16 protein-coding genes and 1 pseudogene are annotated in these 23,613 nt (G+C 60.2%); 14 read left to right on the top strand and 3 right to left on the bottom strand.

Annotated features, from left to right (window positions below; all coding sequences use genetic code 11):
• Positions 1–53 precede the first annotated feature (53 nt).
• The 13 genes from K9B32_RS13030 (at position 54) to K9B32_RS12970 (ending at position 14,897) form a co-directional block, all read left to right on the top strand.
• Entirely contained in the window at positions 54–698 is a 645-nt protein-coding gene (locus tag K9B32_RS13030; RefSeq protein WP_224562664.1) for a DUF2291 family protein, read from the top strand.
• Positions 695–2,245: a sugar ABC transporter ATP-binding protein gene (locus K9B32_RS13025; RefSeq protein ID WP_224562663.1), complete on the top strand. Its 1,551-nt coding sequence runs from the start codon at positions 695–697 to the stop codon at positions 2,243–2,245. Before K9B32_RS13030 ends, K9B32_RS13025 begins: the two co-directional genes overlap by 4 nt.
• On the top strand, positions 2,242–3,306 hold the full coding sequence (locus tag K9B32_RS13020) for an ABC transporter permease (protein WP_224562661.1): 1,065 nt from the start codon (positions 2,242–2,244) through the stop codon (positions 3,304–3,306). Before K9B32_RS13025 ends, K9B32_RS13020 begins: the two co-directional genes overlap by 4 nt.
• Before the next feature lies 1 nt (position 3,307).
• Positions 3,308–4,342 carry a Gfo/Idh/MocA family protein gene (locus K9B32_RS13015; RefSeq protein WP_224562659.1) on the top strand — a complete coding sequence of 345 codons (1,035 nt, stop codon included), beginning with the start codon at positions 3,308–3,310 and terminating at the stop codon, positions 4,340–4,342.
• Positions 4,339–6,207 (top strand): hypothetical protein, encoded by a 1,869-nt coding sequence (locus K9B32_RS13010; RefSeq protein ID WP_224562657.1) that lies wholly within the window; start codon positions 4,339–4,341, stop codon positions 6,205–6,207. The genes K9B32_RS13015 and K9B32_RS13010 overlap by 4 nt, the downstream gene beginning before the upstream one ends.
• A 55-nt stretch (positions 6,208–6,262) precedes the next feature.
• Complete coding sequence (locus tag K9B32_RS13005) at positions 6,263–7,267, top strand: dihydroxyacetone kinase subunit DhaK (RefSeq protein WP_224562655.1); 1,005 nt, start codon at positions 6,263–6,265, stop codon at positions 7,265–7,267.
• Between the two features lie 4 nt (positions 7,268–7,271).
• A complete protein-coding gene (gene dhaL / locus K9B32_RS13000) occupies positions 7,272–7,919 on the top strand; it encodes a dihydroxyacetone kinase subunit DhaL (protein WP_224562654.1) in 648 nt (215 codons plus the stop codon).
• Positions 7,920–7,990: 71 nt separating this feature from the next.
• Positions 7,991–9,241, top strand: a complete 1,251-nt coding sequence (locus K9B32_RS12995) for an extracellular solute-binding protein (RefSeq protein WP_224562653.1) — start codon at positions 7,991–7,993, stop codon at positions 9,239–9,241.
• 96 nt (positions 9,242–9,337) lie between these two features.
• Positions 9,338–10,237 carry a carbohydrate ABC transporter permease gene (locus tag K9B32_RS12990; RefSeq protein ID WP_224562651.1) on the top strand — a complete coding sequence of 300 codons (900 nt, stop codon included), beginning with the start codon at positions 9,338–9,340 and terminating at the stop codon, positions 10,235–10,237.
• Complete coding sequence (locus K9B32_RS12985; RefSeq protein ID WP_224562649.1) at positions 10,234–11,118, top strand: carbohydrate ABC transporter permease; 885 nt, start codon at positions 10,234–10,236, stop codon at positions 11,116–11,118. The genes K9B32_RS12990 and K9B32_RS12985 overlap by 4 nt, the downstream gene beginning before the upstream one ends.
• A gap of 33 nt (positions 11,119–11,151) precedes the next feature.
• Positions 11,152–12,672: a DUF5060 domain-containing protein gene (locus K9B32_RS12980; RefSeq protein ID WP_224562647.1), complete on the top strand. Its 1,521-nt coding sequence runs from the start codon at positions 11,152–11,154 to the stop codon at positions 12,670–12,672.
• A gap of 14 nt (positions 12,673–12,686) precedes the next feature.
• Positions 12,687–13,757, top strand: coding sequence for an ABC transporter ATP-binding protein (locus tag K9B32_RS12975; protein WP_224562645.1), 1,071 nt, complete (start codon positions 12,687–12,689; stop codon positions 13,755–13,757).
• Positions 13,758–14,105: 348 nt separating this feature from the next.
• The gene (locus tag K9B32_RS12970; RefSeq protein WP_224562642.1) at positions 14,106–14,897 is read left to right on the top strand and encodes an SDR family NAD(P)-dependent oxidoreductase; all 792 of its coding nucleotides are present in this window, start codon (positions 14,106–14,108) and stop codon (positions 14,895–14,897) included.
• 88 nt (positions 14,898–14,985) lie between these two features.
• Here K9B32_RS12970 and K9B32_RS12965 read toward each other — a convergent pair whose 3' ends face one another.
• The gene (locus K9B32_RS12965) at positions 14,986–16,569 is read right to left on the bottom strand and encodes a Na+/H+ antiporter (RefSeq protein WP_224562640.1); all 1,584 of its coding nucleotides are present in this window, start codon (positions 16,567–16,569) and stop codon (positions 14,986–14,988) included.
• A gap of 399 nt (positions 16,570–16,968) precedes the next feature.
• On the opposite strand from K9B32_RS12965, the gene K9B32_RS12960 reads away from it, so the two are divergent.
• On the top strand, positions 16,969–18,624 hold the full coding sequence (locus tag K9B32_RS12960; RefSeq protein WP_224562637.1) for a Na/Pi cotransporter family protein: 1,656 nt from the start codon (positions 16,969–16,971) through the stop codon (positions 18,622–18,624).
• Between the two features lie 270 nt (positions 18,625–18,894).
• On the opposite strand, the pseudogene K9B32_RS12955 reads toward K9B32_RS12960, so the two are convergent.
• Positions 18,895–19,395: pseudogene (locus K9B32_RS12955) on the bottom strand (mobile mystery protein B); the annotation flags it as partial.
• 412 nt (positions 19,396–19,807) lie between these two features.
• Positions 19,808–23,521 carry a trifunctional transcriptional regulator/proline dehydrogenase/L-glutamate gamma-semialdehyde dehydrogenase gene (gene putA, locus K9B32_RS12950; RefSeq protein ID WP_224562636.1) on the bottom strand — a complete coding sequence of 1,238 codons (3,714 nt, stop codon included), beginning with the start codon at positions 23,519–23,521 and terminating at the stop codon, positions 19,808–19,810.
• Positions 23,522–23,613: the final 92 nt, after the last annotated feature.

Below are 23,613 nucleotides of genomic sequence, written 5' to 3'. Positions count from 1 at the left end.
GCGCAGCACCGCGCCCTTTGCAATTGACATTGTATGACGTCGAGGTTCACGGCATGTTGAGAATGAGGGGCGCTCTGCTCGCTGCTGTCGTGGCAGCGGCCTTGCCCGGTTGCAAGATCATCAAGACCCCGACCGCAGAGGAAAAGGCGGCGGCAGCGGCCAAGGCCGCCTTCGACCCGAATGCGAAGGTCGAAGCGATCTGGCAGCCCCAGGTCGTACCCTATTTTGAGAAACGCGCGGGCGAGCTGAAGGAAGTGGCACAGCTTGCTGCCTCCAGCCCGGATCAAGCAGGGGAAAAATACGGCAACCCGCGCAAGCAAAGCAGTTCACCTTGGACCTATGCCGTTAAATTCACCGGCAAGGTGATCGCGGCCGATACGGCCTCACGGGCGTCGACGCTCGACGTTGATACCGATGGCGACGGGAAGGTTGACGCGAGGGTACAAATCGGCCCGGCGCTACGCGGCACGGCGCTCCGCGATACGCTGGACTTCGTCAACTTCAACGAATTCAAGAACCAGATTGAATGGGCCCAGTTCGGAAAGGCATTCAACGAGAAGGCCAACACGGCTTTCCTCGCCGCGGTACCGCGTGACGGGCTGGTCAGCAAGACCGTGACCGTGATCGGTGCCTTTCCATTGCCGAATGGGGGGCAGCCTCCGCTTGTCACACCTTCGGAACTCACGGTGGGATCATGAGTGTGAGCGAGACACCCAAGGAAGACATCATCTTGCGTCTCGAAGACGTGTCGAAGGTCTATTCGGGCATCGTCGCCGTCAAGCGCGCCAATCTCGAGCTTCGCCGTGGTGCGGTGAACGTTCTGGTCGGCGAGAACGGCGCCGGCAAGTCGACGCTGATGAAGATCATCGCCGGCGTCGAGCGCCCGACGCTCGGCCGCATAGTCTTGGATGGACAGTCCGTATCGTTCGACAGCCCTGCCGATGCACAAGCAAATGGCATCGGGATGATCTTTCAAGAACTCAATCTCTTTGCCAACATGTCGGTCGCCGAAAACATCTTCGCCACACGCGAGATCACCCGTGGCCTGCGCGGCATCGACCACAAGGCGCAGGTCGAGAAAGCGAACTCCTTTCTGAAACGCCTGGATGCAGGCATCGATGCGGAAACGATGGTCGAGGATCTGCCGATCGGCCAGCAGCAGCTCGTCGAAATTGCCAAGGCGATGTCACTGAACGCGCGCATCCTCATCATGGACGAGCCGACCTCGGCGCTTTCGGCGGCGGAGGTCGAGATCCTCTTCAAGGTGATCGCTGAGCTCAAGGCCCAAGGGGTCGCGATCGTCTACATCTCGCATCGACTGGATGAACTGATGCGCATTGGTGACTACATCACCGTGCTGCGTGACGGCCAGATCACCGGCCAGGCGATGATGCGCGATATCGATACGCGCTGGATCGTGCGCTCCATGATTGGTTCGGACGCCAAGGACTTTGCAAAATCGGTCGACCACCCGGTCGGCAGGGAAATGTTCCGCGCCGAGGATATCAGCCTTCCGCGGCCGACGGGCGGGCTTGCGGTCGACCACGTTTCTCTGTCCGTGAAGGCTGGCGAAATCCTCGGCATCTATGGCCTCATGGGCGCGGGACGTAGCGAATTCTTCGAGTGCGTGATCGGGCGTCACATGCATTCGACGGGCAAGATTTACATCGATGGCAAGGAGATACGCGCCCGCGATACCACGCGGCGAATACGCCGCGGCCTTGCGCTGATCCCGGAAGACCGGCAACGCGAGGGATTGGTCCAGGTGCTATCCATCGCCTCCAACCTGACGCTGGCGAGCCTTGGCCGCTTCACCCGCCTCTTCCATATCGACAGCGGCGCCGAGAAGAATGCCATTCGCGATGCGATCAGGGATCTTTCCATCAAGGCGCCGAACCCGGACTTCGAGGTGACGTCGATGTCGGGCGGCAACCAGCAGAAGGTGGTGATCGGCAAGGCGCTGATGACCAACCCGAAAGTGCTGCTGATGGACGAGCCGAGCCGCGGGATCGATGTGGGTGCCAAAGCGGATGTGTTCCGCACCATGCGCCGGCTCGCAGCAAACGGGCTCGCCATCCTGTTTTCGACCTCTGACCTCGAGGAGGTCATGGCGCTTTCCGATCGCATCGCGGTTTTAAGCAACGGCCAACTGGTCGCCGTTTTCGCGAGAAACGAGGCGACGGAAGACGCAATCATCGCGGCCTCGGCCAAGGGACATGGACATCAAGGGAAACTCGCGTCATGACGGCGGCCACCTCATCCACTTCTTCGCCGACGAGCGCGAACGGTTCTTTGCTCCTGACATTGATGAAGCTCAGAACATTCATCGCCCTTTTCGCCGTTATCATTTTCTTCGCGATCTTCGCTCCGAACTTCACCTCGACAGCGAACATGATCCTGATGTCGAAGCACGTTGCGCTCAATGCCTTCCTCGCCATGGGCATGACCTTCGTCATCATCACCGGCGGCATCGATTTGTCAGTGGGATCGATCGTCGGGCTTTGCGGCATGGTCGCCGGCGGGTTGATCCTTTACGGTATCGAGCTGCCAATCGGCTATACGATCTACTTCAACCTCTTCGAGATTGTGTTGATCACGCTATCGATCGGGTTGCTGATCGGCCTGATCAACGGCCTGCTGATCACCAAGCTCAATGTCGCCCCCTTCATCGCGACGCTCGGCACGCTGTATATCGCGCGCGGCTTGGCTCTGCTTTCCTCGGATGGCCAGACCTTTCCAAACCTTGTCGGGCGACCCGAGTATGCAACGACCGGCTTCGACTTCTTCGGTGCAGGGCGCATTCTCGGCCTGCCGGTGTCGATCTGGCTTCTGATTGTCGTCGCGCTCCTTGCCGCCTATGTCGCGCGCTCGACGCCAATTGGCAGGCATATCTTCGCCGTCGGCGGCAATGAACGCGCGGCACGCATGTCCGGTATCCGCGTCGATGTCGTGAAGATTTCCGTCTACATGTTCTCCGGCCTCTGCGCCGCGATCGTTGGTGTCATCATTTCCTCGGAGCTGATGGCTTCCCATCCGGCGACGGGCGAAAGCTTCGAGCTCAACGCGATCGCCGCGGCCGTCCTCGGCGGCACCTCAATGTCAGGCGGACGCGGGACAATCGGCGGCACGATCATCGGCGCCTTCGTCATCGGCATCCTGTCGGATGGATTGGTGATGATGGGCGTCTCCTCCTTCTGGCAGATGGTCATCAAGGGGTTGGTGATTATCATCGCTGTCGTTGTGGATCAGGCGCAACGCCGTCTGCAGCAGCGGGTTACTCTGATGCAAATGGCAAAGGCAGGTTGAAATGACGGGATTGAAAGGTGCATTGATCGGTTGCGGGTTCTTTGCGATCAATCAGATGCACGCCTGGAACGATGTCGACGGCGCCAAGATCGTTGCGATCTGTGACCGCGATCCGGATAGGCTGAAGATAGTCGGTGATCGGTTTGGCATTGAGCGGCGCTACCATGACGCGAATGCCCTGTTCGCGGACGGCGGCTTCGATTTCGTTGATATCGCCACGACGGTTCAAAGCCACCGGGTCCTTGTTGAAATGGCCGCGCAGCACAAGGTGCCTACGATTTGCCAGAAGCCATTCGCCAAAACCCTGACCGATGCAAGGGCAATGGTCGCAGCGTGCCGGGTGGCAGGTATTGCGCTGATGATACACGAGAACTTTCGCTGGCAGACACCAATCCAGGCTGTGCATAAGGTTCTGGATGCAGGATCGATCGGAACGCCGTTCTGGGGTCGCTTCTCTTTCCGTTCCGGTTACGATGTCTTTTCGGGCCAGCCGTACTTAGCGGAGGGTGATCGATTCATTATCGAGGATCTCGGGATACACACGCTAGATATCGCTCGCTACATCCTTGGTGACGTCCTCACTGTCAGCGCGCGTACCAAGCGCGTTAACCCAAGCATCAAGGGCGAGGACGTAGCGACAATTCTGCTCGACCATGAAAGCGGTGCGACATCGATTGTCGACGTCAGCTATGCCACGAGACTTTCGAGAGAACCTTTCCCTGAGACATTGATCGAGCTCGATGGTTCCGAAGGAACGATCCGCCTGACACAAGGTTACCAACTTGAGGTAACCAACGCCAACGGAACCACGACCACCGACGTATCTCCGAAGCTCCTGTCGTGGGCGTCGCGCCCTTGGCACAACATCCAGGAGAGCGTCTACGCCATCCAGCAACACTGGGTCGATCACTTGAAACTTGGCGTGGAGCACTCAACATCCGGGACCGACAATCTGAAGACGTTTGCACTCGTCGAAGGTGCCTATGAAAGCGCAGCCAGCGGGCAGGTGATCGACGTTAGAGCGATGCTGCGATGACGGTCGACCCCTTCCTGCTCTACGGCACCCGTGTTGTCGAAACGCCACCGGTTCTGCTTAGCGCCGGAAAGCTTGAGGTCGACCTCGTCAATGGCAACCTGCGCACGATCCGCTACGATGGAACCGAGGTGCTGCGAGCGATTTCCTATCTTGTTCGCGACCGGGACTGGGGCACCTACAGCGCCGAGATCGCAGATCTAAAGATCGCGCAAAATGGCGATCTTTTCGAGGTGAGCTATCGGGCCCGATGCAATGGACCGGCGCACACGAGTCTCGTTATCGCCGTCCGCATCCTTGGACGCAGTGGCCACCTCGACTTCGAGGCCGAAGCTGTCTCGGAAACAGGATTCGAGACCAATCGCTGCGGCTTCTGCATTCTCCATCCGATCGTTGGAGTGGCCGGCGCCCAGGCTACCGTCGAGCACGTCAACGGCATGACAGCAGCAACACTGTTTCCTGATTTCATCGAGCCCTGGCAGCCATTCAAGGACATGCGCGCCCTCACCCATGAGGTGATACCTGATGTCACCGCAGAATGTCGCATGGAGGGAGACACGTTCGAAATGGAGGATCAGCGAAACTGGTCGGACGCGTCTTACAAGACCTACGTCAGGCCCCTCGCCTTGCCTTGGCCCTACCAGATCGGTCCAAACACACCCGTCCGGCAAAAGGTGTCGCTGATCATCAGGGATGATCGCACCGACATCTTTCACCCCACGGTAGAAACCTCCGGTGACCCCATCCGACTTGAGCCTGGGAAACGGTCCGGCAAGATGCCTGAGATCGGCCTGGTAGTAACTCCAGAGGAAGCCAACACCACGCTTTCTGCGATCGCTGTCCTTTCGGAAATCGCTCCGCAGGAGCTTCTCTTTCATTTCGATGCCGAGGCTGGCCACGGTGTCGACGATATGAAACGGCTTGCCGCAGTGGCCGCCAAACACACTGGCCGTGCGACCCTGGAGATTGCACTTCCATGCAAGGCGTCTCCGGCGCAAGAAACGGCGCAGATCGCAAGATACCTGCGGGCCGCGTCATTCAAGCCGGATGCGATTATGATCTCACCTTCCGTGGATCGCCAGTCGACTCCGCCCGGCAGCGAATGGCCCGACTGCCCGCCCCTCGAAGAGATCTATGCGGCAGCCCATTCCGCCTTTCCGAGCATGCGCATCGGCGGCGGTATGCTGAGCTACTTTACCGAGCTCAACCGCAAGCGTGTGCCGGACGGGCAACTCGGCTTCATCAGCCACTGTACCAACCCGATCGTCCATGCGGCCGACGATCTCAGCGTCATGCAGACATTGGAAGCCCTGCCCTTCATTACCCGCTCCGTGCGCGCCATTTACGGCGAGATGCCATACCGGATCGGTCCATCGACCATACCGATGCGACAAAACCCCTATGGGAGCCGTACGATGGAGAATCCGTCGGGCGGGCGCATCCCAATGGCCAATCGGGATCCTCGTCATAACGGGCGCTTCGCAGAGGCGTTCGCACTGGGCTATGCGATACGCGTCCTCGATGCGAACCTTGAGTGCTTGACGCTCTCTGCGCTGACCGGGCCGTTCGGGTTGATCGCGGGTCCTGGAGAACCAAGCAAGGAAGGCGATCGGCGCCCGTTGTTTAGCACCGTTCGCATACTCGCCGCATTGGCGGGAGCAGCTTGGCGAGAGTGCATCTCATCCTCGCCGTCGAAGATTCTCGCGTTCGCCACCACGGGTGCGGCGGGTTCGCAACTCCACGTCGTCAACCTGACAAGCCAAAAGCAAGAAGTCGATTGCGGCAGGTTCAGGATTGCGTCAACCCATCCAGGGGTTGGCCTCGCCCTTCCCCCGTTCGGCACCGCTCTTCTCCCGCTCTTGGATTGACCTCAGGCACCTCAATTGCATCTATCGTATCGGAGTTCGATCTGGGGAGGTCGGTGTGAAAACCAAGAAACTGATAAATTCCGGCGCGGATGCCGTCGATGAAATGCTGGAGGGCGTGCTGGCGGCTCATCCGGACCACTTGTACGCTGTAGACGGTATGCCTCGCGCAATCGTCTCCAGGAACGGCCCTCGCAAGGGAAAGGTCGGGCTCGTCATAGGCGGTGGTTCCGGCCACGAGCCGACCTTTCTCGGATTCGTCGGCAAGGGACTTGCCGACGCTGCCGCCATAGGGAATGTCTTCGCGTCGCCGCCGCCCGATCCCATCGTCGCATGCGCAAGGGCCGCTGACGGTGGCGCAGGCGTCCTTTTCATGTATGGAAACTACGCTGGCGACGTCATGAATTTCGACATGGCCGCCGAGCTGCTCGCATTGGACGAGATCGAGGCACGGACTGTCTTGACGACGGATGACGTAGCTTCGGCTCCTGCCGACCAGAGCGACAAGCGGCGCGGCGTGGCGGGCAACGTCTTCATATTCAAGGCGGCGGGTGCGGCATGTGACCTCATGTATTCCTTTGATGATGTGGAGCGCGCCGCTCGCTATGCGAATTCACGAACATATACGATGGGTGTTGCCCTTTCCCCTTGTTCGCTTCCGCAAACGCTTAAGCCCAACTTCCTGATCGGCGAAGACGAGATGGAGATCGGCATGGGCATCCACGGGGAGCCCGGTGTAGCTCGCGGTTCGTTGAGATCGGCCGACGAGGTCACCGATCAGTTGATGGACGGCATTCTCCGGGAGATGAGCGCACCTGCTGGCGATCGCGTCGCGGTGCTGGTTAACTCGCTTGGTTCGACGCCCATGATGGAACTCTACATCATGATGCGGCGCGTGAAGTCGCGACTTGATGGCGCCGGGTTGGTGATCCACACGTCACTTGTCGGAAACTACTGTACGTCGCTTGAAATGGCCGGAGCATCGATCACCGTGATGCATCTCGATGATGAGCTGCAGCGACTGATCGATCATCCATGCGATTGCGCAATGTTCAAGAGGTGAGCCGATGGCGATCGCGACCAGGGACCTGCAACAGATGTTTTCGCTGATCGCAGAGGAAATCGGGAAGAACCGCGACCGCCTGTGCGAACTCGACGGGGTGATCGGCGACGGCGATCATGGTCTTGCCATGGATGCAGGTTGGCAAGCCGCGGCCAAGGCCATTGGCGAACTCGACCCGTCACAAGTTGTGCCGACGCCTGCGTTTAACGCTGCTGCCAAGGCGTTCTTGAATGCGGTCGGCGCGTCATCTGGTCCGTTGTATGCGACTGCATTCATGCGTGCGGGCACTGCCGCCAAGGACAAGTCGGATCTATCGGACGATGACTTCCTTTGCGTGTTTAGCGCGATGGCACAGGGAATTCAGGACCGTGGCAAGGCCGAGCTTGGCGAGAAGACTATGATCGATGCGTGGAAGCCGGCGGCCGACGCTGCGTTGGAAGTAAGGCGGATGGGAACCAATCTCTCCGGGTGCCTTGCGGCGGCGGTTGAGGCGGCGCGCAACGGCTGCGAGGCGACGCGTGGCATGATCGCGGCCAAAGGACGCTCCTCCCGGCTAGGGGATCGGGCAATAGGTCATGTTGACCCTGGCGCCGCTTCTGCAGTCATCGTCATCGAAGCGATATCGTCTTTTCTAGCGCGACACGATGATTAGCTCGTCATACCAGTTGACATGTCAATAACCATCTGCAAAAAGGGGGGCGGCTTTACAAGAGGAGGACGGTAATGCTGACCCTATCTACGAAATTGAAGTCTGCGAGCATTGCAATGGCCGTGGCGGCACTGTCCGCAACGCCGGGGCTGGCTGAGGATATCACGCTCTGGACCCTCAATTTCGACAACAACGCTGCAAATGTCGCTTTGAAAAAAGTCGCAACGGACTTCGAGGCTGCGAACCCCGGCACGCACGTTGAAATCGTCCAACGGGCCGTGGATGAGCATAAAACCGCGTTGCGCGTCGCTGCGGGATCCGACAAGGGCCCGGACATCTATTTCAGTTGGGCCGGACTTGGGCTCGGCGGTGAATACGTGAAGGCCGGTCTGTCGCTGCCGCTCGACAAGTACTATTCCGAGTACAAGTGGACCGACGAACTCCTCCCCTCTGCTGCTGCATTCGCTGATCTTTATCCTGGCGGCAAGCACGGCACACCGTTCACCTTCAAGGGCGAGGCGGTGTACTACAACAAAAAGCTGTTTGAGCAGGCCGGCATCAAGGAGGAGCCGAAGACCTACGAAGAACTCCTGGCCGCTGCGGAAAAACTGAAGGGCGCGGGCATCCCTGCCTTCACCTTCGGCGGAACCGTCAACTGGCACGTCATGCGCCTGATGGATGTCATCCTCGAAACGAAGTGCGGCGCCGAGAAGCATGACGCGCTAAAGGCGATGAAGGTCGACTGGACGAAGGAACCGTGCGCAACCGAGGCATTTGCTGAATTCGCGAAGTGGACGAAGGACTACACGCTGCAGCCGTTCATGGGCATCGACAATAAGCAGTCCTACAGCCTGTTCACGGCCGGCCGTGCGGCTATGATGCTGGAAGGCGACTGGCTGGTCAGCCAGCTCGACGGCAGCGGCGCAAACCTCGACGACTATGGGATCTTCCCTTTCCCGACGAACACCGACCGTCTCTATGGGTTTGCCGAGTACAACTATGTCAGCACGAAGAGCAAGGCCCCTGACACTGCAGCCAAGTTCCTCGACTACTTCCTGTCCAACAAGGTTCAGCAGGATCTAGTCGGTCAGATCAGCTCGATCTCGGTCAACAAGAACGTTCAGTACACGAACCAGAAGCCTCTTGAAGCCGAGTGGCTCGACATCTTCAAGAAGTACGCCAAGGTGTACATGAACGGCGACCAGGCTTTCCCGCTTGATGTCACAACGGAGTATTTCCGCATCATCAACGAAGTCGCTTCCGGCAGCGTTGAGCCTGCGGACGCGGCAAAGCAACTCCAGAGCTTCATCGCGAGCCGGACCTAATTCCTCCCAGAGCGCCAGCCGGCCGACGTCAATGTCGGTCGGCTGGTGCACCGTTCAAATGAGCTGGCAGGGTCTCGTCACTGCCAGGAGGAGAGCATGTCACTACGTCAAACGACACATGATCCGCGCATCCAGGCGCTCATTCTGCTCGTTCCAGCGTTGGCAATCTACGCTGTATTCGCCCTTTACCCGATGCTGAACGTCGTGGTTCTGAGCTTCCAGAAATGGAACGGATTGGACGCGAACCGCCAGTTCGTGGGATTTGCGAACTACACGGCAATCTTTACACGCGACCCCGTCTTTTGGGTGGCCTTCCGCAATACGGTCATCTGGACTCTGATGAGCCTGGTCTTTCCGCCGATGGTCGGCCTTCTGTTGGCGCTCAGTCTCAATCAGAAGATCTTCGCACGCAACAGCCTGAGAGCCGTCTTCTACCTGCCAGTTATCATCGCGCCGATCGCCGTCGCGACCATGTGGAAATGGATGTACGATCCTTTTTTCGGGCTCTTCAGCCAGATGCTGACTTCATGGGGCATGCAGGCCTGGATCAAGGACTGGCTTGGTAACAAGGACATCGCCCTCTATTCCGTCTTCGTCGCTTACATCTGGCAGACAGTCGGCTTTTCGATGGTCCTGTTCCTGGCCGGCCTGCAAAACGTTTCCCAGACGCTCGTCGAGGCGGCGCGCATCGATGGCGCCGGCCGCTGGGCGGTGTTCAAGCACGTGACGCTGCCGGCCTTGCGTCCGACGATCACCATCGTACTGGTGCTTTCCATCATCTCGTCCCTCAAGGCGTTTGATATCGTCTACGGCCTCACCGGTGGCGGCCCGGCCCAATCCACGCAGATGCTGGCCCTTTGGGCGTTCACGCAGGCGATGCAGATCTTCGATTTCGGTCGCGGCGCCGCGATCTCGGTCGTCCTGCTGCTGATCACAATGGCGGTTGTCATCCCCTATCTCAGATGGACGCAGAAGCACGAGGAGGTTGACGCGTGACAGCAATCCCGACCGATCCCGCCATTGTGCATCTCGAGGCGCAACCGTCCTCGATGAAGCGTGATCCCATCTTGATCGGCCTGTGGATCGCACTGGTTATCGTGGCGCTGATCTGGGTCGCCCCGTTCGTCTTCATCGTGTTCACGTCCCTGAAGACACCGGCTGCGGTGACGAGTACCGGCGCCTTCATACCGCCGAGCGAACTTGCCTTCGACAACTACAGCGGGGCTTGGAGCCGGGGCAACTTCGCGAACTCGTTTTTCAACAGCGTTATCATCACGGTCATCAAGGTGCCGCTCGGCCTGATGCTGTCTGCGATGGCGGCCTACGCGCTGGCCAAAATCAAGCTCAAGTTCAGCAAGGTCCTTCTCCTGCTCGTCGTCTTCGGCACGATGATCCCCTTTCAGGTGATGCTCGCACCTCTGTTCACTTTGGTGAATTCGTTCGGGCTCATTGACACCTATCCGGGAGTCATCCTTCCCTACATCGCCTTCGGCGTTCCCTACCAGGTCTTCATCCTGCACGGCTTCTTCAAGGGGATTCCCAAGGAGCTGTCGGAAGCCGCGCTCATCGACGGTGCGACCCACTTCACCATCTTCAGGCGGATATTCCTTCCCGTATGCCTGCCCGTTCTCGCGGCGCTGCTCATTCTCGACTTTGTCGCGACCTGGAACGAATTCGCCATGGCGCTGGTGCTTCTGCAAGACCAGCACATGTGGACACTGCCGCTGGGCCTAATGTCGTTCCAGGGACAATTCTCAAGCAACTACGGACAGCTCAACGCCGCCATCGTCATGACGGTTCTGCCGGCGACGATCGTCTACCTGATGTTCCAACGCTACTTCGTGTCCGGCCTCACGTCCGGTGCGGTCAAGGGCTGAGGCAACAATATTATTCTACGAGGAGAGAATTCAATGTCCAATGCAACGGTCGAAAAATGGGGCGTGTTCGAGGCCTCCTTCCAAGGGCCCTCCACCGGCAATCCCTATCTCGACGTGGCATTCGATGCCATCTTTACGCACAAGAGCCGCGAGGTACGGGTTCCAGGCTTTTACGATGGCAACGGAACCTACCGTGTGCGCTTCATGCCTGATGTCGAGGGTGAATGGTCTTTCCGCACCCGCTCCAGGACCGCAGCACTTGACGCAAAGACTGGAGCCTTGATCGCCACCACGCCGTCGTCTGCCAACCACGGCCCGGTGCGAGTACGCAACAAGTTCCATTTCGCCTATGCCGACGGCACGCCGTTCTTCTCGTTCGGTACAACTTGCTATGCCTGGACGCATCAGCCGCTTGAAATGCAGCAGCAGACGCTTGAGACGTTGAAGAAGACGAAGTTCAACAAGATCCGCATGGGCGTCTTCCCGAAGGACTACCCCTACAACGTCAATGAGCCACTCTATGCCTGCTTCGAAAAGGGCGCTGACGGCAAGGAAGACTTCGACCGTCCAAATCCAGTGCTCTTCCAGCACTTCGACAGCCGAGTTGCAGCGCTGTGCGAGCTTGGGATCGAAGCCGACATCATCATCTTCCACCCCTACGACCGCTGGGGCTACGCAGATATGTCAGCCGAGCAAGACTACCGCTACGTCACCTATCTCGCGGCACGTCTGTCGGCTTTTCGGAATGTCTGGTGGTCGCTTGCCAATGAGTATGACTTCTTGATCGACACGAAACCGATGGAGCAGTGGGATCGCTACTTCCACATTCTGGAAGAAAACGATCCGTACCAGCATTTGCGCTCAATCCATAATGGCGACGTGACCGCGAATTTCGACCACCGCAAGCCTTGGGTCACGCATACGTGCATCCAAAACCCCGACGTGAAGCGTACCCAGGAATGGCGCAACGCCTATGGCAAGCCTGTCGTCAACGACGAGCCGGAATATGAAGGCGACATCCTGCAGTCCTGGGGCAATCTCTCCGCCCAGGAACTGGTGCACCGCTACTGGATTACGCTGACGCGCGGCGGCTATGCCGGCCATGGCGAGACCTATTCGCATCCTGAGGATCTAATTTGGTGGGCAAAGGGCGGCGAGCTACGCGGCGAGGCCTGGAAGCGCATCGGCTTCCTGCGGGACCTGCTCGAAGCCGACGTGAAGCACGGACTGGAGCCGCTCGACATCATCGGCGAGTGGCCCTGGTCGCGCGTCTCGGGCGCACGGGACGGCGACGGCGATTTCCGCCTGATCTATCTGGGTGAGCATCAGCCGGTCATCTGGTCCTCGGGCTTGCCGCTCGACGGCACCGACTACGAGGTCGATATCATCGACACCTGGGAGATGACGATCACGCCGGCCGAGAAGGTCGAGGCACCGGTGCCGCACCCCACCCGTCATGGCGCAATCGTGCGGGGTGGAAAGCCCGATGCCGCCTTTGGCGTGGTGATTCAGCGCAAGCCGTATCAGGCGCTACGCGTTCGCAGAATGCGCTAGTTTAGGGGTTCCAAATGTCTGGATTGAACATCAAGAACGTCAAGAAGTCCTTCGGCTCGGTCGACATCATCCATGGCGTCGATGTCGATATTGCCGATGGCGAATTCGTCATTCTTGTCGGCCCCTCCGGCTGCGGCAAGTCCACGCTGTTGCGAATGATCGCCGGGCTCGAGGAGATCTCGGCTGGCCAGATCAGCATCGACGGCAGGGTCGTCAACAATCTGCAGCCGAAGGACCGCAATATCGCAATGGTCTTCCAAAACTACGCGCTTTATCCGCAGATGACGGTTGCCCAGAACATGGGCTTTGCGCTTGAACTTGCTGGCGTGAAGCGACCGGAAATCGACAAGAAGGTCAGCGAGGCCGCAGCCATCCTTGGACTGCAGCCTCTGCTCGAGCGCAAACCCGCCCAGTTGTCCGGCGGACAGCGACAGCGCGTCGCCATGGGGCGCGCCATCGTTCGAGATCCCAAGGTGTTTCTGTTCGACGAACCCCTCTCGAACCTCGACGCCAAGCTCCGTGTCAAGATGAGGGCCGAGATCAAGGCACTCCATCAGCGCCTGAAGACGACAATCGTATACGTCACTCATGATCAGATCGAAGCCATGACCATGGCAGACAAGATCGTCGTTCTGCAGGGTGGTCGCGTCGAGCAGATCGGCAGCCCTCTGGAGCTGTACGATCGGCCGCGGAATGTGTTCGTCGCCGGCTTCTTGGGTTCGCCCGCGATGAACTTCCTGGAGGGAAGTCTACAGGATTCTGGCGGTCCCTTGTTCACCTTGACGGGCGGTTCGCGAGCGAAACTGTCACGCGCGCCAAGCGCGTCGGCACGCAGGCCGTTGGTGCTCGGGATCCGACCGGAAGACATTGCGCTGGGCGGCGAGGATGGTGTTGACGCGGTCGTCAAGGTCGTCGAGCCTACCGGCTCGGAAACCCACGTTGCCGTCGACGTGGAAGGCAAGGAACTCACATGGGTTGTCCGCGAACGTGTCGAGCTTGTTCCCGATCAGCGCGTGAAGCTTTCCTTTGAAACTGCCAAGGTTCATTTCTTCGACCAGCAGACTCAGCAACGTCTCGACGCTTAGTCCGGCATAGAGAACTTGCATTGACCAAACCGGAATTCTTGACGCTGTGCCTATACCCCCGAGTGGGAGAAATCGCCATGGAGGTTTCGCAATATGCGCTCGACGGCGCGGGCAAGGTCTGGGGCCGCATGCTTTCGGAGCGAGATCCCTGCCCCCTTGGACGCCCGGCCCTTGGGACACGGTCGCACTGACGCGTGCAAAGGAGCCCTTGCAAGCTTCCGAGCACGATATTGGATTTCATTGAGCGGGGGACGCGTGACAAGCGCGCTATCATGCATATGGAGGGGTGGCCCACCGAGCGCTCCTGCCTATCTCTTTGCCATGACAACAAGCTAGCAGGCGACCACCATGAGCCGTGTCTTCATTACAGGATCCACCGACGGTCTCGGATTGGCTGCGGCGCGCACCTTGATGAACGACGGGCATGAGGTCGTGTTGCATGCTCGGTCCAACGACAGGGCGTTGGCCGTGGCATGCCTGCGACCCAGAGCTTTGGCGGTCGTCGTCGGCGATCTTAGCAGCGGCGCGGAGACGCGTTCCATCGCGGAACAAGTCAACGAGATCGGGCGGATGGACGCCGTCATCCACAATGCCGGCATCTACTCCGAGAGAAGTCGGGGGGGCACGCCCGAGGGTCACGCGAAGATTCTGGCGGTCAACACGTTGGCACCATACCTGCTCACGGCCTTGATCGATCGACCCGATCGTCTGGTCTATTTAAGCAGTGGCATGCACCAGAGTGGTGGTGGGTCGATTGACGACATCGACTGGAAAATGCGCGCTTGGAATACAAGCCAGGCCTATTCCGAAAGCAAGCTCCATGTCGCCACCATCGCGGCGGCCGTTGCGCGGTACTGGCCTGAGGTCCTCAGCAATGCTGTGGATCCCGGCTGGGTGCCCACGAAGATGGGCGGGCCTGGAGCGCCCGATGATCTCAAGATGGGCTATCAGACCCAGACATGGCTCGCGACAAGCGACGACGAGGCCGCCAAGACAAGCGGTGGCTACTGGTATCACCGCCGGCAGCGTCAACCAGCCGCAGAAGTCACGGACGCGGCCTATCAGGACAGGCTTATGGACAAGCTGGCAGATCTCACGGGCGTCAGGCTATTTGACTTAATATCAAGCCGATTGCCTTGATATCAAGTTCAGTTGACCTGAGTGGCGGGTGCCTGGTTCACTATCCGGTGGCACTTGTTGCCACAAAATAGAAACTCAGGTCCCGGTCTCACGCCTTTGCGGAGATCGCACTCAGTTCCTCGAGGTCGAGGTCCCGTTCAAGTTCCTGCAACGTTTCATCATCGATCTCACCAGCACGATGAAGGCGGATTAGTTCCCGGCGTCCAGATGCTACTGCTTCAAGAACGACGTCGAAATGGGCATGGAGAACCGGCACGTAGTGTTCGGTCCGTGCGGCATAGTCGACGATCGCCGTTGCCCTGCGCTGATACTGCTCCAGCAATCGAGGATGGATGAGTTTTCCTTCGGCGTCGTATGCCAGATCTTGTATGGTCGTCAGTTGCGCCTGGGCCATTGCAGCTTCGGCCTCACTCATTGTGAGGCGGGCCCTTTCCGAGTCCTGTTCGGTCAGCTTCGCCCAGGCGATGACGCGCCCCAGCGTCGTGCCCTGCACGAGCACCGTTCCCAAGATCGCGGCGAACGACGTTACCAGGATAAAGTCGCGGCCGGGAAATCCCTCCGGCAAGCTGAGGGCAAGGGCAAGCGTGACGACGCCGCGCACGCCCGCCCAGCTAAGGACGGTGGCGCCACCGACGCCGAGAGGCCGCGTTCGGGCCAGCCCCGAGGCAGTGCAGAGCTTGATGAGAAGATCGGATCCGAAAATCCAGGCAAAGCGCGCGACGACGAGCGTGACCAAAATCGCAATGGCCGGCAGTCCCATTGTCGCAACCACCGTGCCAAAGCCACCACCGCGCTCGACAACGTCCCGCAAGGACAGGCCGATCAATATGAAGACCGCAGCCTCCATCAGGAAGACCATGACGGTCCAGAACGACGTCCCTCGCATGCGCGTCGCTGCCGAAAGTACAGTGTGCTGGTGCCAGGCCGCGATCAGGCCGGTGGTGACGGTGGCGATAACGCCTGAAACGTGAAGCAGTTCTCCAAGCAGATAGGAAATCCAAGCGAGCAGCGTTGTGGCTGCAATGATGAGGTATTCGTCGCCGAGACGGCGGACGAACTTCACCCATGCGGTTCCGACAACGACGCCGACGACAGCACCACCAACCGCCAGCAGGAGGAAGGAGCCAACCGCCCCTACCGAACTGAAGGTACCTGTCGCGACGGCGGCAACCGCAAATCGGAAAAGCACCAGGCCGCTCGCATCGTTCAGGAGGCTCTCGCCTTCCAGCAGAATCTGGAGCCGACGGGGCAGCCTTACGCGCTCCAGCACGGCGCGGGCGGAAACGGCGTCGGGCGGCGATACGATCGCGCCAAGCGCCGCGCAGGCAGCCCACGGAAGCGACGGGAAAAGGAGATGGGTCACCACGGCCACGACGGCGCAGGTGAAGAACACCGCCCCCACGGCGAGCGACGCGATGCCTACCATGTGACGGCGCAGTCGTTCCACAGCGATGGACCAAGCGCCGTCGAGCAGAAGCGGCGGGAGGAAGATGACGAGCACCAGCTCTGGATTGACGGTGATTGCAGGCAGACCCGGCAAGAACGCGAGTGTCGCCCCGCCAGCAAGCAATGCGACCGAGGGCGGCAGTCCAAGTCTGTGCGCCGCGTAGTGGAGCGCGATGATCGCAAGAAACATCGCGATCACCAGTTCAAACAAGTGAGTTCCATCCATGCTTACCCCCGACATGGTCCTCGTCTCGAGGGGCTCATCAAAGGACTTGTCCAATCAAAGCGCAACACCGCACATCGATCTGACGCAGATTGCTGAAGACTTCATTGCCTTCAGCGAGGCTCGAAGACCGGAATCCTCAAGGAGGTCGTGGTCAGGTCAGCAACGTTCAACTCTCGCCGTTTACATCCATCGTCCAGGAGCGATGGCGCACTGCAATGCCGTGACCGATGCGGCAGCCTGAAGACCCAGCTAACTTTGAACAGACGACCGATAACGTGACATCATGCCGGTGTTGTGTCTTGGGGCCCACAACCTGCGATGCGCGATTTTGGACAATCGTATTTGCGATGCTATGACGTAACAGCGGTTAGTGGCGAAGCGCACACGGGCGGAACGCGCATGTCGACGGCAGTTGCTATTCTCGGGGGTATCGGGCTTTTCCTGCTCGGTATGACCGTCATGACTGACGGTCTAAAGGCGCTGGCGGGATCTGCACTGCGTATTGTTCTCGGCAAGGCCGCCGCAACACCGCTCTCAGGGGCCTTCTGGGGCGCCATCGTCACATTACTTGTACAGTCGTCGAGCGCGGTAACGATGACGACGATTGGCCTCGTCAGCGCCGGGCTCTTGACATTTCCGCAGGGGCTTGGCCTCGTGTTCGGCGCAAATGTGGGCACGACGGGAACGGCCTGGCTCGTGGCGCTGATTGGTGTGCGCGTCTCGCTTTCAACCTATGCGCTACCGATTATCTTCTTTGGCGCGCTAGCCAGGCTGTTGGGGGGTAGACGGATCGCGGCGACAGGCGGTGCGCTCGCAGGATTTGCGCTGGTACTCTATGGGTTGACCACCCTACAGCAGGGCATGGGAGGCCTCGCCGAAAGTCTGCATCCGTCCGACCTGCCCGCCGTCCTCGGCACACCGGGTATCGGCTGGATGGAAGGATCGCTAGGTCTCATGAGCTTGATCGTCGTTGGCTTGGCGATGACCGCAGTCATGCAGTCGTCGACGGCTTCGATCGCCGTTACCATTTCGGCTTTCTACGCCGGTGCGGTGGGCCTCGAGCAGGGCACAGCCCTGATCATCGGTCAGAACATCGGAACGGCGACGAGCTCCGCATTGGCAGCCATAGGTGCCAGCACAACGGCCAAGCGCCTGGCTCTTGCCTATGTGCTATTCAAGCTCATCGCAGCGCTTATCGCAATCGTCGCCTTTCCGATCACGGCCCCAGTAATGAAGGCCTTCACCACATCGCTCGATGGGATGACGCTCCTTGCCGCCTACCACACGGCCTATAACGTGGTGGGTGTCGCAGTGCTCCTTCCGGCGACACAGCGGTTCACCCGTATCGTGGAGCGGCTCCTGCCCTTCAAGCAGACAGCGCTTCAGCGAGCGCTCGATCCAAGCGCGCTTGCCAGTCCGGTGGTTGCGATAGAAACCGCCCGGCGTGTCATTGCCGGCGTGCTCGGGAGGACTGCAGCTTCCGTTTCCGCAATGCTTTCTGGTGGAGCCGTCCCATCGGCGCCGGCAGCTGAGGCGCAGGCCGCACTTTTGGAAGTACGGGCTTTCCTGTCCGAGTTAAGGGAAGGGCCTGAGACAGATGCCGAGCGCCTGCGTATGACGAGCACGCTGCACGCACTCGACCACGCCTCGCGTCTCGTGGAAATCTTAGCCGACGACAGTTCGCCCGGAAACCCGGCTCAGGCCACCGGCGGCCTGCGGGCTACAGAGCTATGCGCACGGGCCATGCGTGCGGCACTGGCAACCGGTGGCTCCATCACCTCGGAGTCTGCTCTCAGCACAAAAGCCGCCTCCATCGGCTGGAGCGTTTCGACCGAGGTCGCCGCAGCGCTCGATGACGCAGGGGCAGCATCATGCGAGCTCGAGGCCCTGCAGCGCAACCATCGCACCGCGGCCCTTGCCTCCGTCGCACAGGGGCAACTGACTGCTGCGGACGCCCTTACGCGGATCGAGGCTGTCCGACGGCTTGACCAAATCGCGCATCATGCCTGGCGTTCGGCTGCCCACCTGCTCGGCCGAGGCGTTAATGCCGATTGAGGCTTGCGGCGAGGCCCAAGAGCGGATGGGCTTATGACATGTGCCACCGTGCCGCTTTGCTAGTGGATAGTTAAAGTCGCGCGGCCAACTTCGCCTCCGTCTTCTCGACGGCTCGAAATCTCCTCGTCGTACCGCATCACAACCGCTCAGGGCTCGCCCTACATTCACCCGCATCCGCGCCGTGGCGCGTGGTAGACGGCGACGGGCGCGCTGGATGGCTGCCAGGTCGACCGCAGAGCCACAAATTGGAAGTCAAAGGGATCGGCCTGCTCAGCTGCTGGCAAATTCCAGCAGTGGCCCGATGTCATGATTATCCGCAGTGCGTAACGCGGAAACGTAACGTGCTCGCAGTTCACCGACATCGGCCAAGCTGCCGCTGCCCCAATTGAACGGCTTGCCGCCGAGCCGTTCAATCACAAGATCAGCAGCCAAGCGCGCGTGACGGCCGTTCCCATTTGGAAACGGGTGAATAGCGACAAGGCGATGATGGAGTCTGATCGCGATCTCGTCCGGTGGAAAGGTCTTCTGCGCAATCCAGTAGCGGATGTCGCTCAAGAGGTTCGCGAGCTCTGTTCCGATGCGATAGGCCTGTATGCCGATGTTGCGCTCAGTTGTTCGGAACGTGCCTGCCCATTGCCAAACTTCCCCAAACATGCGCGTGTGCAATGCTCGCATGAAGTCTCCGCTAAGCAGCCGCTCAAGCGGCACACGTCGTCGGCCGCGTGCCCACGCCGCACCCTCAACGATGTTTTCTTGTTCGGCCTCGTTAAGTAGTGCTCATCAGTTCATGGGCTGATTTTCAACAGAACCTATCAGCCTATAGCATGAAGCCGTGGCCGCGGAATCAGGCCCTAACATGACTTCTGTGCATAAATCTCAGTCCACAGCGTGAGTCTGCCCTACGATAGCGTCGCCGTAACTTCGTTGGGCACGGGTTGGGTGGGACACCGATCTCGCGCAGGACTTGGCGGATCTCCTCCGAGGTCGACGACAGCCTGCCACCGACCCTCGATCCGCGGAACATCGATCTACCGTTCAAGCCAGCTATGAGTTCGCATGCCAACAAGCCGAAACGGTCTCCATGCCCAGGGGCAAAGTTCTCAGTTTGCGCTCACTGATTATGAGGCCCGAGTCGTCTGGACATGCCGGTTAGCGACGACATGGCGCTGCCGCATCCGATCGCCTACCCTATCGACATCAGGCTGGCATTGCCTCCGGCTGCGGCGGTGTTGATTGAGGTGGATACCTCCTCCAGGAGCCAGTTGAGGCAGTAAGCATCTGGATCGCGTTCAAGCTGCTCGGTCGGGGCGGACTGGGTGAGCAGCAAAGGACCAGGCATCGCGGCGAGTTTTGCGAGCATGGCCGAGACCCTCTCGGCGTCGCCTTCGATCAGAGCGCCGGCCATTGGGTTGGGATGGGCCGATGCCTCCTGCCAGGAAACCCGCTGCGCGACACTGACGGGAACGCCGTTCAACGTCGAACGGAGGCTGTCGTCGCCATCGATGACCGCGCTGTTGCCAGTGGCGAGAGCCGCCGAGATCTGGCGAATGAGGCCGGTGCGAGAGGACGGAGCGCACAGGATTTCGCCGCGAGGATGAAGCGCATAGAGGTTGCGCTCACCGACGGGACCGGCAAGTTCGGTTTCGAGCCCGAGGGCCGACTGGCTGCCGAGATGGCGTGCCATTTCCGCGTCTTCCGACAGGCCCTGTTGGTCCAGCCACTTGGCAAAGTCTGAAAGAGCGGGATCGCTATAGACGGAGCTATGTTGCGGGGGAATCGGCGGCGTCTTGACCAGCCGCCCCAGATAGAGTGGCCCCCCGGCCTTGGGGCCGGTGCCGGAAAGACCGCGGCCGCCGAAGGGTTGGACGCCGACGACGGCGCCGATGACGTTGCGGTTTACGTAGAGATTGCCGGCCTTGACCTGCGAGGTAACGATCGCGATCGTTTCATCGAGCCGCGTGTGGAGGCCGAAGGTCAGGCCGTAGCCGGTCGCGTTGATCTCGTCGATCAGGCGGCCGAGGTCCTGGCGCCGCCACCGGATGACATGCAGGACGGGACCGAAGACCTCGCGCTTCAACTCCGAAATCTTGCTGATCTCGATGATCGTTGGCGCCACGAAGGTTCCATTCTTGGTCGCATCCGGCAGTTCAACGCGCTCGACAGCGCAGCCGGCAGCGCCCATGGCGGCGACGTGCGCCTCGATGATGTTCTTGGCGTCGACGGTGATCACCGGGCCGATATCGGACGCAAGCCGGTTGGTGTTGGCGATCGAAAGCTCGCGCAGCGCGCCCTTCAACATGGTCAGCGTGCGATCGGCGACATCTTCCTGCAGGCACAGGATACGCAGTGCCGAGCAGCGCTGTCCGGCGCTGTCGAATGCCGAGGCGATCACGTCGCCAACGACCTGTTCAGCAAGCGCCGAGGAGTCGACGATCATGGCGTTTTGACCGCCGGTTTCGGCGATCAACGGGATCGGCTTGCCGTCCTTTGAGAGGCGCTTGGCAAGTTCCGCCTGGATGATGCGGGCGACCTCGGTGGAGCCGGTGAACATGACAGCAGCGGTTTCCGGCGCTGCGACCAGGGCGGCCCCTACCCTTCCGTCTCCGGGAACCAGTTGGACGACTTCGGTGGGAATGCCGGCGTCGTGCAGGATACGAACTGCCTCGGCAGCAATCAGCGGTGTCTCTTCCGCGGGCTTGGCAAGAACCGGGTTGCCGGCGACAAGAGCGGCAGCGACCTGCCCGGTAAAGATTGCCAGCGGAAAGTTCCAGGGGCTGATGCACACGACCGGTCCGAGCGGCGCATGCGCCGGCCCAAGCGTGCGGCGCGTCTGCTCGGCATAGTAGCGAAGGAAGTCGATCGCCTCGCGCACTTCGGCAACCGCGTTCAACAGCGATTTGCCGGCTTCGCGGATGATGAGACCCAGCAAGGTCTCCATTTTCGCTTGCATGATATCGGCAGCGCGATCAAGCAATCCTGCCCTTTCAACCGGTGCTACCGATGCCCAGGACGACGCGGCTTCCAGCGCGATCGCGGCTGCCGCCGCGGCCTCTTCGGCGGTCGCTTCGCGCACGGTGCCGACAGCGTCTCGGCTGTCGGCCGGGTTGAGGACGTCGCGGGCCGCTGATCCCTTCCCCGTCTGGCTGGTTGGCGCGGCCGTCCACAAGACCGTGGCGCTTACTTTCAATGTTTCTGTCAGCGCCTGCAGAGAGGTTTCATTGGAGATATCAAGGCCGGCAGAGTTGCGGCGCTGACCGTACAGGTCGCAGGGAAGCGCGATCTTGTCGTGCTTCTGACCGGGTACCTGCATTTTGGCGACGATCTCGACAGGATCGGCAACAAGCTCATCGATCGAGACATTGGGGTCAGCGATCCGGTTTACGAACGACGAGTTGGCGCCGTTTTCAAGAAGACGGCGCACGAGGTAGGCAAGCAGGGTTTCATGGGTGCCCACGGGCGCGTAGATGCGGCACGGACGGTTGAGGTTCTGCCGACCGACAACCTCGTCGTACAGCGGCTCACCCATGCCATGCAGGCACTGGAACTCATACTTGCCGACATAATAGTCGGAGCCAGCCATGTGGTAGATGGTGGCGAGCGTCTGCGCATTGTGGGTCGCAAACTGCGGGAAGACCGCATCGGTTGCAGCAAGCAGCTTCTTGGCGCAGGCGATGTAGGAGACGTCGGTATAGATCTTGCGGGTAAAGACGGGGAAGTCTTCAAGGCCATCGAGCTGCGCGCGCTTGATTTCGGCGTCCCAATAGGCGCCCTTGACGAGGCGAACCATGATGCGGCGACCAGCGCGGCGGGCAAGATCGATGACATAGTCGAGCACGAAGGGACAGCGCTTGCCGTAGGCCTGGACAACAAAGCCCATTCCGTTCCAGCCGGCAAGGCCTTCATCGAGGCACAGCGTCTCGAGGATATCCAGCGACAGTTCCAGCCGATCCGCCTCCTCGGCATCGATGTTAAGGCCGATGTCATAGGACTTGGCGATCACGGCAAGTGCCTTCACCTTCGGCAGCAGCTCGCTCATGACGCGCGCGCTTTGAGCTCTCGAATAACGTGGATGCAGGGCCGAAAGCTTGATCGAGATGCCGGGCCCTTCGTAGATGCCGCGTCGGTCGGAAGCCTTGCCGATGGCATGGATCGCAGCTTCGTAGTCCTTATAGTAGCGTTCGGCATCCGCGCCCGTGGTGGCGGCCTCGCCGAGCATATCGTAGGAATAGCGGAAGCCACGCTGTTCCAGAGGCTTCGCCCGCTGCAGCGCCTCGTCGATCGTCTCGCCGGTGACGAACTGCTCGCCCATCATGCGCATCGCCATGTCGACGCCGCGGCGGATGACAGGCTCCCCGCAGCGTGCGATCAGGCGGGTGAGCGCGGCTGAAAGGTTGCGATCGTTGACCGTGGAGGTGAGTTTGCCGGTGACGACCAGCCCCCAGGTCGCCGCATTCACGAAGAGCGAACGACCGCCGCCCAGATGCGACTTCCAATCGCCTTCGGCGATCTTGTCGCGTATCAGGGCATCGCGCGTCGCCGTATCGGGAATGCGCAGCAGCGCTTCGGCGAGACACATCAGCGCAACGCCCTCCTGACTCGAGAGCGAATATTCGTGGACGAGACCTTCGACGCCGGTGCCCTTGTGCTTGGCGCGAAGCGCCTCAATGAGCTTGCGAGCGGTTGCGGCGGCGCCCTGCCTGACCTTTTCCGGAAGCGTTGCGGCGTCAATGAGGCGCGGGACACAAACGGTCTCCGGCGTACGGTAAGCCGCTGTAATAGCCCGGCGCAGATCGTTTTGCGGTCGGATCTCCGGCGCAAAGCCCTCGAAGGGATTTGCAGTGCCGCTAGGCTGCGCGTTAACGGTTTCGTTCGCCACCGGATCGTTGGTGATCGTCATGTCTTTGCTCCACAAAAGGATAGTGGTCGAACATAGCAGCTCCCATGAAGGTGATTTCACTTGAAATTGGCTTTGCGGGATTATATTTGCCT

The organism is Rhizobium sp. 3T7, assembly GCF_020166565.1.
Lineage (GTDB): Bacteria > Pseudomonadota > Alphaproteobacteria > Rhizobiales > Rhizobiaceae > Rhizobium.
The sequence above is the reverse complement of the archived record's forward strand: the minus strand, read 5'-3'. Positions and strand labels throughout refer to the sequence as shown.